16 protein-coding genes are annotated in these 17052 nt (G+C 40.3%); 8 read left to right on the plus strand and 8 right to left on the minus strand.

The window, feature by feature from the left end; translation table 11 throughout:
• The first annotated feature begins 22 nt into the window (after positions 1 to 22).
• The 7 genes from QVP94_RS16345 (at position 23) to QVP94_RS16375 (ending at position 5728) form a co-directional block, all read left to right on the plus strand.
• Positions 23 to 991: a fimbrillin family protein gene (locus tag QVP94_RS16345; protein ID WP_005860423.1), complete on the plus strand. Its 969-nt coding sequence runs from the start codon at positions 23 to 25 to the stop codon at positions 989 to 991.
• 502 nt (positions 992 to 1493) lie between these two features.
• Positions 1494 to 2441 (plus strand): fimbrillin family protein, encoded by a 948-nt coding sequence (locus QVP94_RS16350; protein WP_011967097.1) that lies wholly within the window; start codon positions 1494 to 1496, stop codon positions 2439 to 2441.
• A gap of 211 nt (positions 2442 to 2652) precedes the next feature.
• Positions 2653 to 3108 carry a DUF4252 domain-containing protein gene (locus tag QVP94_RS16355; protein WP_057317289.1) on the plus strand — a complete coding sequence of 152 codons (456 nt, stop codon included), beginning with the start codon at positions 2653 to 2655 and terminating at the stop codon, positions 3106 to 3108.
• An 11-nt stretch (positions 3109 to 3119) separates the two neighbouring features.
• A complete protein-coding gene (locus tag QVP94_RS16360; RefSeq protein ID WP_005860415.1) occupies positions 3120 to 3632 on the plus strand; it encodes a GFO_1088 family ECF-type sigma factor in 513 nt (170 codons plus the stop codon).
• Entirely contained in the window at positions 3625 to 4017 is a 393-nt protein-coding gene (locus QVP94_RS16365) for a diguanylate cyclase family protein (RefSeq protein ID WP_005860413.1), read from the plus strand. Before QVP94_RS16360 ends, QVP94_RS16365 begins: the two co-directional genes overlap by 8 nt.
• A gap of 4 nt (positions 4018 to 4021) precedes the next feature.
• A complete protein-coding gene (locus tag QVP94_RS16370; RefSeq protein WP_005860412.1) occupies positions 4022 to 4486 on the plus strand; it encodes a DUF4252 domain-containing protein in 465 nt (154 codons plus the stop codon).
• Between the two features lie 75 nt (positions 4487 to 4561).
• Positions 4562 to 5728: a DUF4934 domain-containing protein gene (locus QVP94_RS16375; protein ID WP_008778922.1), complete on the plus strand. Its 1167-nt coding sequence runs from the start codon at positions 4562 to 4564 to the stop codon at positions 5726 to 5728.
• A gap of 35 nt (positions 5729 to 5763) precedes the next feature.
• Here the strand turns inward: QVP94_RS16375 and mutS are convergent, their stop codons facing one another.
• The 8 genes from mutS to QVP94_RS16415 all read right to left on the minus strand — a co-directional run bounded on the left by mutS (position 5764) and on the right by QVP94_RS16415 (position 16037).
• The gene (mutS, locus tag QVP94_RS16380) at positions 5764 to 8349 is read right to left on the minus strand and encodes a DNA mismatch repair protein MutS (RefSeq protein ID WP_154395244.1); all 2586 of its coding nucleotides are present in this window, start codon (positions 8347 to 8349) and stop codon (positions 5764 to 5766) included.
• A gap of 85 nt (positions 8350 to 8434) precedes the next feature.
• On the minus strand, positions 8435 to 9091 hold the full coding sequence (fsa, locus tag QVP94_RS16385; protein ID WP_005860406.1) for a fructose-6-phosphate aldolase: 657 nt from the start codon (positions 9089 to 9091) through the stop codon (positions 8435 to 8437).
• Between the two features lie 203 nt (positions 9092 to 9294).
• Entirely contained in the window at positions 9295 to 10446 is a 1152-nt protein-coding gene (locus QVP94_RS16390) for a hypothetical protein (RefSeq protein ID WP_005860404.1), read from the minus strand.
• Position 10447: 1 nt separating this feature from the next.
• Positions 10448 to 11719 carry a DNA cytosine methyltransferase gene (locus QVP94_RS16395; protein WP_009275478.1) on the minus strand — a complete coding sequence of 424 codons (1272 nt, stop codon included), beginning with the start codon at positions 11717 to 11719 and terminating at the stop codon, positions 10448 to 10450.
• Positions 11720 to 12055: 336 nt separating this feature from the next.
• A complete protein-coding gene (locus QVP94_RS16400) occupies positions 12056 to 12682 on the minus strand; it encodes a hypothetical protein (protein WP_005860400.1) in 627 nt (208 codons plus the stop codon).
• A gap of 6 nt (positions 12683 to 12688) precedes the next feature.
• Positions 12689 to 13762: a DUF4848 domain-containing protein gene (locus tag QVP94_RS16405; protein WP_005860398.1), complete on the minus strand. Its 1074-nt coding sequence runs from the start codon at positions 13760 to 13762 to the stop codon at positions 12689 to 12691.
• A gap of 20 nt (positions 13763 to 13782) precedes the next feature.
• Complete coding sequence (locus tag QVP94_RS16410; protein ID WP_005860396.1) at positions 13783 to 14145, minus strand: DUF3244 domain-containing protein; 363 nt, start codon at positions 14143 to 14145, stop codon at positions 13783 to 13785.
• Positions 14146 to 14327: 182 nt separating this feature from the next.
• Positions 14328 to 16037 (minus strand): tetratricopeptide repeat protein, encoded by a 1710-nt coding sequence (locus tag QVP94_RS16415; protein WP_005860394.1) that lies wholly within the window; start codon positions 16035 to 16037, stop codon positions 14328 to 14330.
• A gap of 406 nt (positions 16038 to 16443) precedes the next feature.
• Between QVP94_RS16415 and QVP94_RS16420 the strand changes: the two genes are divergently transcribed.
• On the plus strand, positions 16444 to 17001 hold the full coding sequence (locus QVP94_RS16420; protein ID WP_022193008.1) for an ORF6N domain-containing protein: 558 nt from the start codon (positions 16444 to 16446) through the stop codon (positions 16999 to 17001).
• Positions 17002 to 17052: the final 51 nt, after the last annotated feature.

Raw genomic sequence — 17052 nt, forward strand, 5'->3', positions numbered from 1 at the left:
TCACACAAAAATAAGTAAAATAATGAGAAATTTAGTACTCTTTACCAGTATGATTTTAAGCTTTTGGGGTTGCTCCAACGACAAAGACTTCGGAGGTCTTGAGAATATCGGCTGGAATGAAAAACCACTCCAAATAACGACTCGTATCCTAACTACAAAATCCACCAATTTTATACAAGAATTTAAAGAAGGCTCTATGCTCGGACTACAAATCACGTCCGGTACAGTCGACGATTTATACAATGGCATATCCACTTATAAAAACGTAAGCGTAAAAGCTTATAGAGTGAATGGAAAAATCCGGTGGCAACAGAGTCCGGAAGTGATCCTTGACTCTAATGAAGCTACGATATACGCATATTATCCATATCAAGAAGATATAAATTTTAACGCCCGGCAGATACCTGTTAAACTGGCCCCGAACGCATTGGAGACCGATGATTATATGTATGGAACCCATGCGATCGGACAAAAAGCGGTCAACAGTACCTCGCCACTTGTATTACTCAGCATGAATCATGCCCTATCGCTTATATCTTTCCAGCTGAACCTAAGCAAAGGCAAGACAGGTGCCTTTATTATAAGTTCCGTTCAAGTAGGAAATAAGCCCGGTGGAACAACTTTAGTCAGCGAAGGAACCCTCGATATCACGACGGGCGATATCATCGGTTCTACCGCCCGTAGCACGTCCGCATCCACGGTATTATCCTTGACGAATCCGGTTACCCTCATCAACGAGAAATATTGTGATCCTATGCGGCTCATGGTAATTCCACCTTCCGGCACGATCGGAACCGGAGACGTGGAGACCTTATTCACGATCAACGGAGAAACCTACAAATTTGACATACCCGCTAACACCCAATGGGAAAAAGGGAAAAAATATTTATATAAGCTAAGCTTTAACGGAAGGTCGTTACAATTGCGAGACGTCTCTATCACAGACTGGTTACCGGGTAACGACGAAGGATTGATTGGCAATATCATGTAAGTTTTTTATGTTGTGGTTATTAAGGTGTAATGCCGTGGCAAGCTTTGATCCGTTTGCCACCGGCAACTACACTGAAAATAACAATTGGCTCTATCATTCCGGCGAATTAGACCATCGGGGTCACTACCCGTACGATGTGTTTTTCATTCAGCCGACTCTATATATTCTCTCAATAAGAGAAACAACGGGTCTCGTCCAAATACCCTTTTACATTCAAGGGTTATCATTCCCTCTCAACTTATCGCCAAAAACACTCTTCTATTTGACTATTACAAGGACGAGACCCGTTTAATAATAACTTTATATCTCTTGGATATATTGATTATTATAGTATACAATAAAGCAGGTTACTTTGCGTATTAAGAGGATAAAACAATCGTTACTATATAATATATAAAAATATCATTTTATAACAGGAATAATAATTAATAGTAATAGAATAATAAACTATATTGGCTCAAATGTTTATTGTTTGAAAGGTTCCATTAAAACATTAGACAAAATGAACAAATTATTATTAATTACGATCTTGTTAATCATCTTTACCGGATGTCATGAAAATCAGCAGTGGATGTCCAAAGAGAAATCAACCGCACGAAAGTCAGTTCTTGAAATGACCACCCGGTCCTATACGGCAGGTTCTTCAGTATTCACCGAAATTCTGCCCGAAGGGTCCGAAATAGGATTATTTATAACCTATGGTAATCAAGACAGTTTATATAAAGGCGCATCTCTTTATAAAAACGTAAAATCAAAGGCTGTAGGCTCATCAAAAGGTTCTTTAAAATGGAAACAAACACCGCAGGTATTCCTTAGATCTAATCGACCAGTCATGATCTACGCTTACTCACCTTATAAAGTACAAATACCGTTAGATCCTACCTCCATACCGATCAAAATATCCCCAATCGCGGCGGAAACCCCCTCTTATGAATATGGGAGGCTCTCGCAAGGCCAAAAAGAGGTCAACCGTAAATCTCCGCTCGCGAAACTCTCCATGAATTATGCATTATCACTTCTCTCATTCGAAATATATCAAGATTCGGACATCAACGGGCTATTCAAGCTAACCTCCATACAGATCGGTAACCGTGCGGGAGGTAATACCTTGCAATATACCGGGACAATGGATATCGTAACCGGAAATATCAAAGGAACTCCCGGGGCATATAAAGCCACTTTACTTACAATAGATCCATCCGTAACTTTACGACACGCGAAAGCGGAGGAGCAAAATATCCGTATAGTCCCTACCTACTCTCCTATCCGGGAAAAAGAAGTTGAGGCGATCTTTACTATCAATGGAAGAACTTACAAATACATCATTCCGGAAGGCACCTGCTGGAATAAAGGATATAAATATTCCTATAAGTTATATTTCGATGGTAAAGATATCAGGTTACACGATTCCGTCGCCTATATATGGACACCTAAACTGAAGAAAAAATAATCAGTATATAAAATAAGAGTACTAATCTATGGAACTTTTCATTCTTACCGTAAAGCCTATCGAGAATAAATACGCCCGGACTCTAATCTTTTTTGCCTATTTTTGTAACAAACAAATCCCTTATCCCGTCTTCTTTGTGAAAGCCCCCACTCTAAGGCGCACGGACGAAGGGCGATCCAAAAACATAGTATTAACGAAAAAGTCAATTACAATGAAAAGATTACTAGCGTTACTGGCCATCCTCCTTATCAGCCAAGTAGGATACGGGCAGCAGAAGATGGATCAATTATTCAATGCTTTCCGGGGTGAAAGCGATGTTACTTCCGTAAATATCGGAAACATAACGATGAAGCTAGCCAGCCTGTTCACCGAGACAATGGGAGTAAACGGTATAGATATCCTTGAATTTGATAATTGTGCCCAAGAGGTGAAAGACCGACTGTCTACCGCCATACGGAACCTGAGAGATTCTGATTACGAGACGATGGTCACGGCAAATGAAAGGGACAGTCGCACGAAAGTTCTTGTCAAAATAAAAGAGGATATGATCCGTGAACTGGTCATATTCACGACAGGAAGCGACAATGCGTTAATCCGTATCAAAGGAAAGATCAGCCCGTCCGATCTAGACCGGGTAATCAATGAGCACAAAACTGGAAATCATTAAGGGCGATACTGATGGACGTTGATGTTTTTAAACAACGGTTCCTACCCTTTCATCCTAAACTCTATCGGATCGCTTATGCCTTATTAGACAATAAAGCGGATGCGGAAGACATACTTCAAGATGCCTATTGCAAATTATGGAATAAAAGGGATGAGCTGGGAGATATCCAGAATCCGGAAGCATTTTCCATAACATTGGTCAAAAATCTTTGTCTGGATTTCCTGCGCTCGCCCAAAGCAAGCCGAAGAGACAACGAAGAGGCATTGGAGACCGTTCTATTAACGACCGACTCCTCGCCGGAAAAGGAATTGGAAGAAAAAGAGGATATCCGGCGTATACAAGAACTGATAGAACAGCTCCCCGAGAACCAGAGGCAGGTAATCCGCCTGCGTGGTATTGAGGATTGTTCCTATGAGGACATTGAACAGATTACAGGGCTTAGCTCCTCTAATATAAGAACATTACTTTCCCGGGCACGCAAATTGATCCGGGAGAAACTAGAAAAAGCAAGTTGTCATGGATGATAAAAAGATAGATGAACTAATAAACAAGGCACTCCAAGAGGATTTAGCCTTACCGGAGGGACTTTCCGAAAGGCTGGAACGACAAATCGACTTCCTAGCCCAAGAAGAGATATCTCCCCGAGTCTCACGAAGACGTTCCTTCTATTGGATAAGCGGAATCGCCGCCGCTATTCTTGGCGCCCTATTCCTCATCTTCACGGAGACAAATCGTCCGGCTCCCGTTATGGCCGATACCTTTACCGATCCTGAAGAGGCAGCTGTCGTAGCCCAAAATGCCTTGGCGTTCATGTCTAGGAATTTAAACAAAGGTCTCGGGCAGGTCAATGAAGCCAGTCAAGAGATCACAAAAATAAACAAGATCGTAAATAAACATTTAAATGATTAATACAATGAGACTCAAACAACTATATACAATACTGCTTCTCTGCTGCGTGAATATCTGTTTTGCCCAGAACAAGCTTTTCGACAAATATGCGGATATGGACGATGTTACTTCCGTATATATCTCCAAAAAGATGTTTCAGATGATGCCGGTCATGGAAACCGCCGGACTCAACCTTGCCAACCTGAAAGGGAAAATAGAATCCCTGCAAATACTCACCACCCAAAAAGCGGATTTAAGGGAACGAATGCGAGGTGAGTTCAAAGCCTTGATCGGAAAGGATCATGAAGAACTCATGCGAGTAAAAGATGGAAAGACCAAAGCCAATTTCTACGTCAAGCAACAAGGAGAACTGATACAGGAGTTGATCATGATAGCCGACATGGACGACGGGAGCTTCAGCGTCATGCAATTGTTAGGGCGTTTTACGCTCCAAGATGTGCAGGAAATTACCAGTGAGATCAACAAATAATAGGATAATTTCGTGAAAACCATCGGCTTTTTATAGTATCTTCACCACCATAAGTTAAACAAAAATCATACGCGTATGAAAAGATTCATTTTTACAGGGATAATCATCCTGTTTGTAATGGCTGGATGTGGAGGCGACCATTCATCGACCGATGGTCTTATAACCGTGGATGTAAACGATAGTTATTCAACCAAAAAAGAGTTGGTCCTTCAAGACTTCATGGATATGGAGTATATTCCGCTGGAAACAAACGATGAGTTTATCAATCGGGCATGCGTGCAGGCGGTTGGCGAGAAATACATAATCGTGACAAACTTTTACGATGATGGCAATATTTTCGTATATGGCCGGAACGGAAAAGCTATTCGCAAAATAAATCGCAAGGGACAAGGTGGAGAAGAATACGTGTCTATGAGATCGGTTTCGTTAGATGAAGAAAACGAAGAGATTTTCGTAAATGATTTTCATGCGAAAAAGATAAGGGTCTATGATTTGGAAGGAAATTTCAAACGAAGTCTGAATCAAAGAAGCGAGAAAAGTTCGTTTTACGTGGAAATGCTTGATTATGACAAGGACAACTTGATTTGCTATGATAAGTTTAATTTTGAGGTACCGTTCTTGCTTGTGTCGAAGCAAGATGGAAGTATAACGAAAGAAATCACGGTTCCATATAAAGAGAAGCAATTATTCCATATCGTTGAAAGACTTTATGATAAAGGAGAAACAAGAGCAGCTGGACCAGGTCCGTATAACAGTATAATTCCTTTTAAGGGTAATTGGATTCTATTTGAGGCCTCTTCAGATACGGTATACACCTTAATGCCTGATTACAGTTTGCGCCCGCTTATCGCACGAACACCCCCTATCCACACCATGGATCCGGGCGTTTTCGTCGTCTTAAGATTGATTTCCGATCGTTATTATTTCATGGAAAGCGTAACGAATATATATGATTTTAACACAGGAGAAGGTTTCCCGAGAAAGTACTTCGCATACGATACGCAAGAAAAGAAATTTTTCAACTATATCACATACAACGATGATTATTCTTATAAGAAAGAAATCTATATGGTGACATTTCCTCCCATCAATTCAAAAGGCGAATTGTGTTCTACCATCAATGCTTCCGATCTTTGCCAGGACTATAAAAGGGGAAAGCTGAAAGGCAAACTAAAAGAGGTGGCCGCGACATTGGAAGAGGATGACAACCGGGTGGTAGTGTTGGTGAGACCTAAAAAGTAAATGATTACCAATCATCGGTAATACGATCAAGCGGATTATTTCCCCGTAATAATCCGCTTAATTTCACTCAGTTTGTTCAAGGCTTCCAAGGGGGTAAGATTATTCACGTCCAAGTTCTTGATCTCATCCCGTACTTGGCTCAACACCGGATCATCCAACTGGAAGAAACTCAGCTGATACCCCTCGGCGGCAGACGCGATCGCTTTTACAGGCTTACCCCCGATGCCTTCCTGACGATTCTCGGACTCCAACTGCTTCAAGATCTCATTCGAACGCTTCACGATACTTTTAGGCATACCGGCCATTTTCGCCACGTGGATACCAAAGCTATGCTCGCTTCCTCCCGGTATCAACTTACGCAAGAATATCACCTTATTCCCTACTTCCTTGACCGATACGTTATAATTCTTGATCCGCTTAAAGGCACGCTCCATCTCGTTCAGCTCGTGGTAATGGGTAGCGAACAGCGTCTTCGCCTTCGCATTCGGGTGCTCATGAATATATTCCACGATCGCCCAAGCGATCGATATGCCATCGTAGGTACTGGTACCCCGGCCTAACTCATCGAAAAGCACCAAGCTCCGGGAAGTCATATTATTTAATATATCGGAGGCCTCATTCATCTCTACCATAAAAGTAGACTCACCCACCGAGATATTATCCGAGGCGCCTACACGGGTAAATATCTTATCCACGATACCGATATGGGCGCTCTCGGCCGGAACAAAGCAACCGATTTGCGCCATGAGCGTAATCAAGGCTGTCTGACGCAATAAGGCAGACTTACCGGCCATATTCGGACCCGTGATAATGATGATCTGTTGTTTCTCGTCATCCAGATAGACATCATTGGCGATATAAGGTTCTCCCAAGGGCAGTTGTTTCTCGATTACCGGGTGGCGACCTCCCTTTATGTCGATCTTGTCGGAATCACTCACGATCGGACGGATATACTTATTTGCCTCCGCGGCCTTGGCGAAAGATAAAAGGCAATCGATACGCCCGATCAAGTTCGCGTTCATCTGGATAGGCGGAATATACTCCGTCAAGGCCAATACCAGCTCATTGAAAAGGCGGGTCTCCAGAGCAAGGATCTTTTCTTCCGCCCCTAATATCTTCTCCTCGTATTCCTTCAACTCCTCGGTAATATAGCGCTCGGCGTTCACCAAGGTCTGTTTACGGATCCAATTCGCCGGGACTTTATCCTTATGGGTATTACGTACCTCTATATAATAGCCGAAGACGTTGTTGAAAGCGATCTTCAAGCTTGGGATACCCGTCAATTCGATCTCGCGCTGCTGTACCTTCAACAAATAATCCTTGCCGGAATAAGCGATGGCACGCAAGTCATCCAATTCCTCGTTGACACCCTTCGCTATAATTCCTCCCTTATTGACCAAAGAAGGGGGATCGTTATTAATCTCTTTCTCAATCCGGTCGCGGATCAAGGCGCAAGCGTTTAATTGCTCCCCGATCCGGCATAAGCTGGGTTCCCCGCTCGCCATACATGCCTCCTTGATCGGCTCGATCGCACGAAGCGCGACCTTTAGCTGAACCACCTCACGAGGAGATACACGGCCGACAGCCACCTTGGAGATAATACGTTCCAAATCGCCGATCTGCTCCAACTGCGTATCCAGCAACTCCTTTGTCTCCGGTTCACGGAAGAAATAATCCACGACCTCTTGGCGTTCTTGGATCGGTTTTACATCCTTTAGCGGGAATAGTATCCACCGGCGAAGCATACGAGAGCCCATCGGCGAGATCGTCTTATCGATCACGTCCAACAAGCTTGTTCCCTCATCGTTCATCGTACCCACCAGTTCCAAGCTGCGTACCGTAAACTTATCCAAGCGGACGTATCGATCCTCCTCGATACGGGATAAAGCGGTGATATGGGAAATATGCGTGTGCTGGGTCTGGTCCAGATAATACAGAATCGCCCCGGAAGCGATAATACCTAATTTCAGATGTTGTACGCCAAAACCCTTCAGGTTCTTCGTCTCGAAATGCTTCAACAGGCGATCCTCGGCGGCCGAGGTCGTAAAGATCCAGTCATCCAGCTCAAAGATAAAGAAACGAGGACCGAAAGCCTCCTCGAAACGCTTCTTGTTTCCCCGTTCGATCAACACTTCCTTCGGGGAAAAATTATTGAGTAATTTGTCGATATAATCGATGGAACCCTCCGCTGTCATGAACTCGCCGGTAGAGATATCCAAGAAAGAAATACCACATACCTCCTTGGCGAAATGGATAGAGGCCAAGAAATTATTCTCTTTATGATTCAGTATATTATCATTGATGGAAACACCGGGAGTCACCAATTCCGTAATACCCCGCTTCACCAGTTTCTTCGTCAACTTAGGGTCTTCCAGCTGGTCGCAAATAGCCACACGCTTTCCGGCCCGCACCAACTTCGGCAGATAAGAATCCAAGGCATGATGTGGAAATCCCGCCATCTCAACATGCTGCCCTACGCCATTCGCACGTTTGGTCTGTACGATACCCAGTATTTCCGCGCCAATCACGGCGTCCTCGCCATACATCTCGTAAAAGTCTCCAACCCGGAATAAAAGGATAGCGTCCGGATGTTTCGCTTTTATATCGAAATACTGCTTCATCAAAGGGGTTTCCACAACTTTTGCCACGATAGTAATCTTTTAAATGCGTTTACGAATTAATCCGCACAAAGGTACTATTTTTTTTCTATCCGTTTACTTTCTTATAATCCGCTAGAAAAGTAGCTAGCCCACTATCCGTTAACGGGTGTTTCAATAAGCCTTTAATGGCGGACAAAGGACAAGTAGCCACATCCGCCCCGGCCTCCACGCATTGGATGATATGCTGGGTGCTACGGATAGAAGCCGCTAAAACTTGGGTATCATAATCATAATAATCATACATTTCCACGATCTTACGTACCAGCTCTATCCCGTCGCTGGCAATATCATCCAAACGCCCGACAAAGGGCGATACATACGTAGCCCCGGCCTTAGCCGCCAATAACGCCTGACCGACAGAGAAAACCAGCGTACAATTCGTACGGATGCCTTTTCTGGTGAAATATTTTATCGCTTTAATCCCCGCTTCGATACAAGGTACTTTAACGACTATATTAGGATGTAAAGCTGCCAACTCCTCCCCTTCTTTTATCATGCCCTCTAAGTCGGTAGCGATTACCTCGGCGCTTACATCCCCGCCCACGATCTCGCAAATTTCCAAATAGTGTTTCCGTTGATTTTCCACCCCCCGGATTCCCTCTTTCGCCATTAAGGACGGATTAGTCGTCACGCCATCCAATACTCCCAATTCATTCGCTTCCCGGATCTGGTCCAGATTCGCCGTGTCAATAAAAAACTTCATAGCTTTAAACTTTAATGTTACGTATTTGTATAACCCTTCTGATTCGCTATTAGTTCTAAATCAACCGTCTCAATCCCCTACTAATTCCATATACAAGTCGTTAAGCCGTTTGTGGAGATATAAAACAGCGTATTTTTCCGGGATAGGTATGCTTCTTGATACGATCTATGATCTTAGGGAGACGATCGAGAAGAAGATATATTTTATTTTACAGACAAAGTATATTTCCTATCGATCCATTCGGCCAATGAAATACCGCCCAATTCTTCGATAGTCTCTTTCCTTTTATAAGGTTTTAGTTGATGAATACGTTTCCAAATATCATTAAGCCAGACCTCATATCGGTTAGGCAACATAAGTTCTGGACGGAATTCCGATATATCTAAGTCTAAATCATCACTATTAAGAAGATAGTTCTTTATTAAAGTCGCAGATTCTAACAACTCACCAACCACATGCGGTAAAGGAAAAGGCAGAAGTTCATCATTCAGTTTCAATTGTTGGCCCCCTGCGGAAAAAGTGTCCCGCATATGAAAATTAACAACAGACCGGCGCATACATAACCATAAGGCAGCATTCTCATAATTCCCACTCACTACTTCCGGGAATAAAATAAATATCTCCGCTTTTAGTCTCTTATTCCTTTCCGGATCCGCATATTCTCCATTATCCACCCACAGGCTTATATTCATATCCGTATGCTCCTCCAAACTTTCCTCAGCGGAAGTGCCCAACCACCAAGGCATAGCTTTCTTTTTGGCTTTAATGGCTTTTTCCCTATAATATTTTCGAACGATCTCTATAGAATCCGGAGCATTCCTTAATTGATCATAAGCAACTCCCATCTTACTAAAAATAGTCTGCTCTTTCGTTAATTCCATATTAATCAAATAACGGGGAGAATGGGTAACAGCTATATCGGAGAGACAATCCTCATAAGGACGGCACTTAAACTCCGCCGTCTTACCTCCCAGTTTGCCGAAGAGCATATAGATATTTTCTACATTCTTATCACGTGTAGACTCCACGATGCTACTTCCCGTAGATGTCCAATGGTTCTCTTTTGTAGATTTTACCTCAACCCCATAATATTTCTCCGCGATAATATCTGGAAAATATTGGGCGGAAACCAAGCGTATCTCCTCCACACGGAAAGGAGTTCTACCGCAAAGTTCTTTCATCACGTTCACTACTACATTTTCCAGTTCCTTACTCTTACAATCGCAATACGTACCCGGAATAGCAGCTGCTTTTTCATTCAAGTATGATTCCAGCATAAACATAAAATCCGCAAAAGCCTCATCCGCTTTTTGAAGATTTCTATTACGCACAGTAATAATATTCTCCTCTTCCATATTATCTCTTTTTAAAATACAACGGCCATAAAGTCTGTATGCGATTCGCTATATGATACGCTAATACTGGAGGAACCGCGTTACCGATCACCTTATAAGCGCCTGAGGCACTTAACTCAAAACGTGTACTGTTCTTTTTATGGGAGACAAACGTATAATCCGGCGGAAACGTCTGTATCAAAGCACATTCTCGAGGAGTTAAGCGACGTTCTTGTAAACCGGCGTCTAATTCTTCCGTAATAACGCCCCCATGCTCCCGGGATAAACGACGGTATTCTATATTTCCATGATGCTCGGAACGAATCGTCGGGCCAATATTATCCAGCGCGATCTCCTTTTGACCTTGACAATGAGCTCCCATATATTTCGCCTGTGAATAATACCGCTGGGATGGATCTTCTGTCCTATCCGGTTCCTCCAATCCTACAAATACATCCCGACAAACCACCGGTGGCAATAGTTTCTTATCTTCCACGGTGCAAGCATGTGTCGGACTCGGATAAGGATCGTAAGCTTTGGGTATCTTCTCCTCTTGAAGCGCTCTTAAAGCCTTAACCTTTAACGCGGACTTACGTATCCCGATAAAAATCACACGCTCTCTAGACTCCGGAACCCCATAATTGCCCGCATGTAAAACTTGAGGATCTAAAACAATATATCCATCCCCAGCCGCATGGGCGAAGTCTCTCTGAATAATACTTTTCACGTCTCCCAGATTCACCAGTCCCTTCACGTTCTCCGCGATAAATATCTTGGGTCTCGTAATATCGATCACCTGCTTCATCCAATAGTAAAGTTTACCCCTCGTCTCTTCCGAGGCCTCATCGTCCTCACGCAATTTCCCGGTATGATCCTTATTCGACTCAAATCCCAGACGTTTACCAGAGACACTGAAATCCTGGCAAGGAAAACCTCCCGTGACGACATCTATATTTTTAGGGAAAACTTTTTTCCCCGCTCGATGCTCTTTCACCAAGTCTACGATACTCTTTGTATTATAAACGTTTTTATCATATCCGAATCGATCCATATATTGAAGCCAAGCGGTTTGTGCCTCTTTCAATATATCATTCGCAAAGACCGTTCGAAAACGATTCTTCTGTAAACGAACCCAGTGTTCATCGATAACCTCTTGAACCCAGGTACTTTGAGGAGATATAGACTTACGATGACATATAAAATCCCCCTCGAATCCTAAATCCATGCCCCCACATCCAGAGAACAGGGACAAGACCCGTAGTTCATTTGATGTATCAACCTCCTTTTCACTCATTTTCATATTCGATCCTTACTATAAGATATGCTTAAAGAACCACAAATTTACGAAGAATTTCAATTTTTTTGTTTTCATAGTCAATTGATTTTGATTCGGCATCCACTATTGGATAGTTTGTCAAAGATAGTTCTTAATCACGAGAGAGACAATATCGCAAACAAAAAATGCCTCAATAATTCTTGAGAATCTATATACATTATACAAGCAAAAGCCATGCATAGAATTATCTCTCTACACATGGCTCTTTTCACGTACTCTTTTCTTATAGGCAGTTATTCATCTTTGTTTTGGTTCCAAATAAAACATTATGTGTTTCTATACTTTATTATTCTATCATTTCAAAACAAAAGGAACATATACAGAGAGCATCAAATCCGAAAGATGTCCACGACGGCCATTAGCCGGTCCGTTATTGAAATGCTTCAAGGTATTGAAACAGCCATACTGATAAGAAAGGCCGAACTCACAATGCTTGCTTAAACGATATCCCACCTTCGCCATCACGGACAGGTCAAACACGGCTTGTGGCTGTACATAAAGCGTAGGAGCGATACCGACACCTAAATGGAATTTCTTGGTAAAACGCCAATTCCAACTAGCGGCTACGGAGATAGGCATCACAAACTCATCGAAAACATCAGCTTTCTTAGAAACATATATACCATCCTCTATACTTTCATAATAAGGAAAATACTTCGTCGTTTCCATCTTCTGAAATCCCATCGTAATATCCAAATCATAAAAGAATTTCTGTTCCGGAAGGAATCGAAAGCGATAACCGATCATACTATTTAACTTATAATCGTGCCGATAAGACCAATTTGATTCATCACCCCAAGTAGTTCGTTTCCAACTATCTTGTAAAGGAAATCCAACACCGGCACCTACTAATAAGCCATGCTCAATTTGGGCGAAAGTAGAAGTAGAAACCAATAACAGTAAAAATAAAATTTTTTTCATAAATTATCACCAGTCTTCTTTTAAACTTATTTTTGCAGTCCCTTTATTACTTTCAGGCATTTCATCTGACCAAATTTCCATTCGTCCAGAAAACTCAAATCGAGGAGGAGTTACGATTGTAACTGAGTTTCTTGGATTTTCACCAACATGCCCTAACATACCTCCTTGATCCTTAGCTAAAAGTTTATTATATACATCTGTATGTAAAAGAATTGTTACCCCATTTTTATTCTGATAATTTTTAATTGAAACATTATATACTTCAAAACCACTTCCTGACCCTGAAGCTGTAAGACGTAGTATAATCATTGTACGGTGTTTTTTCCATAAAACTTTCTTTTTTTGACTAAGATAATCAAAGCCCAATGACAAATAATTTTTATTTTCAATAGTTTGTAACTCTATAAATCTTGGAATAGCTCGAACCTTTACATAATCACCACCTGGTATTTGATATTTACTTTCAGCTAGGTTTATATCATTCTTTTCATTTGTAGCTTCATTATTACCATACAATGATATCCCTGATCCGAAATATTCCTCTAAAGCCTTATATACAGGAGCATATGCTACACTATCTCCTATCAAAAACACCCCCCTTCTATTCACAAAAGAACTATATGTAGAACCTTTTAATTTATAATGCGCAATAAAATCTGTAGAATCATAAGGTTCAAACATGAAAACATCATCATATTTTTGTTTGAATTCTTTGATTTGATGAGCAGGCCAAGGTTGGCTAAGATCTTTCTCATAATTGTCTACAATAAGCTCCTGTTCTTGATCTGCTTCTTGCATAAGTTGCCATTGACTTACGAAACCTGCCCCCGAGAAAATATTATTTCTCTCTTCTTCTGACATATCATTCATCTCCCAAAGCATCGCATTAAAGACGGAATCATTCTTGAACTGAATACATTTATCTCCCGCATAATCTACAATTTGGAAATCTGCTTCACCAACAAAAGCCTTTGTTTGTAATCCTGTCGTTTCAGCAACATTAATCAATTCCGCATCATTACTACATGATATCATCAATAAAGTACATGCAGATGCTAAAAGCACTGTCTTTTTGTCCATACTTCTAAAATTTGAATTATTTATAAATTAAAAAAACCTTCTGCGTAGTTTTCTGAATCTGATATATAAAGTCCATAAGATCCAGAAGTACATTCATCTAATGAGATAATACTAGAAGAAACATCTTGTGTATCCACTATCTCCTCATAAACGATATTTCCATTCGCATCCACAACAGATACTCGTACCTCTCCTATATATTCTAAAAACTCCAAAGACAAAACTTTTGAAGTTTCATCTATGTCTGCTTTTATAGGTACATCCAAATTTACAGATCGCTGTTTTTTCTTAAGATGACCATGTAAAGGCACATGACCTGCAAAAGATGGAATACAAATTGAAAAAATAAACAACACTGTTAGTAGCCATTTTACATTTTTCATAATCTCTCTTTTTTTGTTATGTTTCGGTTGCAAATCTAGAGATTATATATGATCTAAAGGGGTTAAATTATGTAATCCACATAGACAAAGAAAAAAACGTAAACACTTGACAATCAAATACTATAAAAACAAATACATAGACAAACAATCGTAGAGCCCCTTAAATGAAGGTTTATTACATACTAAATATTAACAAGAGATTCATACAATCCTTGTTTACCTTCCCAATTTAATTTCTTTCGTACTCGCAAACGTGTACGATCGACGGAAGTAGGAATAATATTTAAAAGGATAGATATAGCTGTTGAATCAAGTTTAAATAATGTAAGGAAACAAAGATGCATCTCCGATGGTGACAAGCCTGCATCCTTCAGTACCTTTATAACACTAGGGTAAACTTCCATCATCAAAACTTCAATATCAATCCACATTTTTTCGGAAACGGGTGCTTCAGAATGATTAGGCTGCACAGTTTGAGATATTTTCTTTATTTTTTTAGCTAAATTACTATTGAGAATTTTAGATTCTCTTAATTCGAATAATCGAGATCTCAAGCTATCTACCTCTTTCTGTACATTTTCATATTCCACTTGCATTTTCACCGAAGAATACTGAGTATTTTGCAATTGGATTAGTTCATCACTCTTTCTCCGAAGTTCTGCATATAATTGATATATGCTTTGATTCAAAGTATTAATTTTTTCTTGTTGTTTTAAAAGTGAACGATTCTTTCTTCTTATCGTAGCTAAATAGACAATAATGAGTAAAGCACATAAAAATAACAATATCAATATAAAAGTATAATTCCTTTGCCCCTTTAATAGTAATCTTATATTTTCATTATGCAATTTCAAATGTTCATATTTTTGTTCTGTATCATATATATCGACAGATTTACTTATATTCATAAGGGAATCCTCTGCTGCTACATATTCTTCATAAAAAGACAAAGCTCTTTTATAATCATCTCTTTCTTTATTTATTTTATAATAATGATAAGCAATAGTAGCCGGTACAAAATCATTATCTATGGATACACTATTAGCCTTTTGAAGATAATTTTCCGCTTGTTCTAAATTTCCACGCTTTTGCTCAAGATCTGATAAGGTCAAATAATCCGAAGCAGTATCACTCGAATCCTCTTTTATGCTCTTCAATAAATATTTTTCAGCTAAATCATATTTTTCCAAAACATTAAATATATTACCTAGACCATTGTATACATAATTTCTAACCTCATCTACTCTCAAGGAATCTATTATCACTTCTGCTCGCTTCAATATAGTTAAAGCTAAATAATTAGAATCAACATCCATATAACTCCTTCCCTCATTCACAAACGAACGCACATAGCTTTTCATATTACCGGCCAATCGAAAATACCGTCCGCTCTCCTTATATTTTTTTGCAGCTAACACATAACGATCATCCAGTTCATACAAATCCCCCATATAACTACAAATATACCCGGCACGATTATAGTTCTTAATCGCCAACGCTACCTCCAGCGCATCGGAGTAAGCCCTCATTGCCTTCTCGTACTCCTTATCCTCCACATACGAACGCCCCAGATAAAGGCCGATCTCAGCCTCCTCTTCCCGCATCTTTTTCTTTTGATAGTATTTCAAGGCGATCTCAAGCTGGTTCGTATAAGGCATTTCGTCCTCTATTTTATCGGCGGCACGTGCGTACAACATACACCAACGGGCTATCAGACGGGGACTCATCTCTTCCGGGAGCGGAATGGAATCCAATGTAGTGATTACGCTATCCGGATAGGCATCAAACAGGCGTTCCGCCTGATTGATCAAACGGATTTCCTCAGATTCATTTTGGCATCCTACCACAAGGAAAGTCAAGGAAGTTAATAGTATATATATAAATGACTTCATCCTTTATTATAGATAAGCAAAATTAAATATTTTTAATTCATAAACAAACGATAGAACAACAAAATAACAAATACAAGAAGAAAAAACACACAATAAGTCCATGCAAAGGTATCAAGTTATATATACATGAATATCAGTGATATAAAAACATCATCATGTTTTCCGGAAAACACGTACATGTTTTTCCGAAAAGTCGTACGTGTTTTTCATAAATCACGTACGTGTTTTTCCCGGAAATCTTATAAGGAAAATAAGAACACATAAAAAATAGACAATAAGCCGGATCAGCAATAACTCATTGTACAACTTACAAATGCAACCAATCATTAATATCCAACTAGCTTATTGCTTATCTCAATTATTTTACAAACCTTTGCGAACATAATATTAAACTAAAATCTTTACTATGGAATTACAAACGATACAAAACAAGATTCACGAGATCAGAGGGCAAAAAGTCATGCTGGATTTTGATCTGGCGGAAATGTATGGAACAGAAACCGCCCAACTGAAACGTGCGGTCAGACGAAACATAGAACGCTTTCCTGATGATTTTATGTTCACATTAACAATTCAAGAATTTAACAACTTGAAAAACAATATGGTATGCCAAATTGGCATCTCAAAGAAAGGAGGTAACCAATATGCTCCATTCGCTTTCACGGAGCAAGGTATAGCAATGCTTTCTTCTGTACTCAGATCCGATACAGCCATTAAAGTCAATATCTCTATCATGCGTGCTTTCGTCGGCATACGACAAATAATAAGTTCTTCCTCCCCTTTGCTTGAACTCCAACAAGAAGTAAAGGAACTCAAAGCGTATATCGAAGAAGCATTTGCCGATTACAACGACATCAACGAAGATACCCGTACGCAACTTGAGCTAATCAATCTGTCACTCGCTGAGTTACAAGCGAAAAGAACCGAGAATCAATCTCGCCCCCGGATTGGTTACGTGAAATAAACAGTTCATGTAAATAACTCATATAAAATAAATAAATTCACTAACTTTGTG

It is taken from the genome of Parabacteroides sp. CAG:2, assembly GCF_000436315.1.
Taxonomy (GTDB): domain Bacteria; phylum Bacteroidota; class Bacteroidia; order Bacteroidales; family Tannerellaceae; genus Parabacteroides; species Parabacteroides distasonis.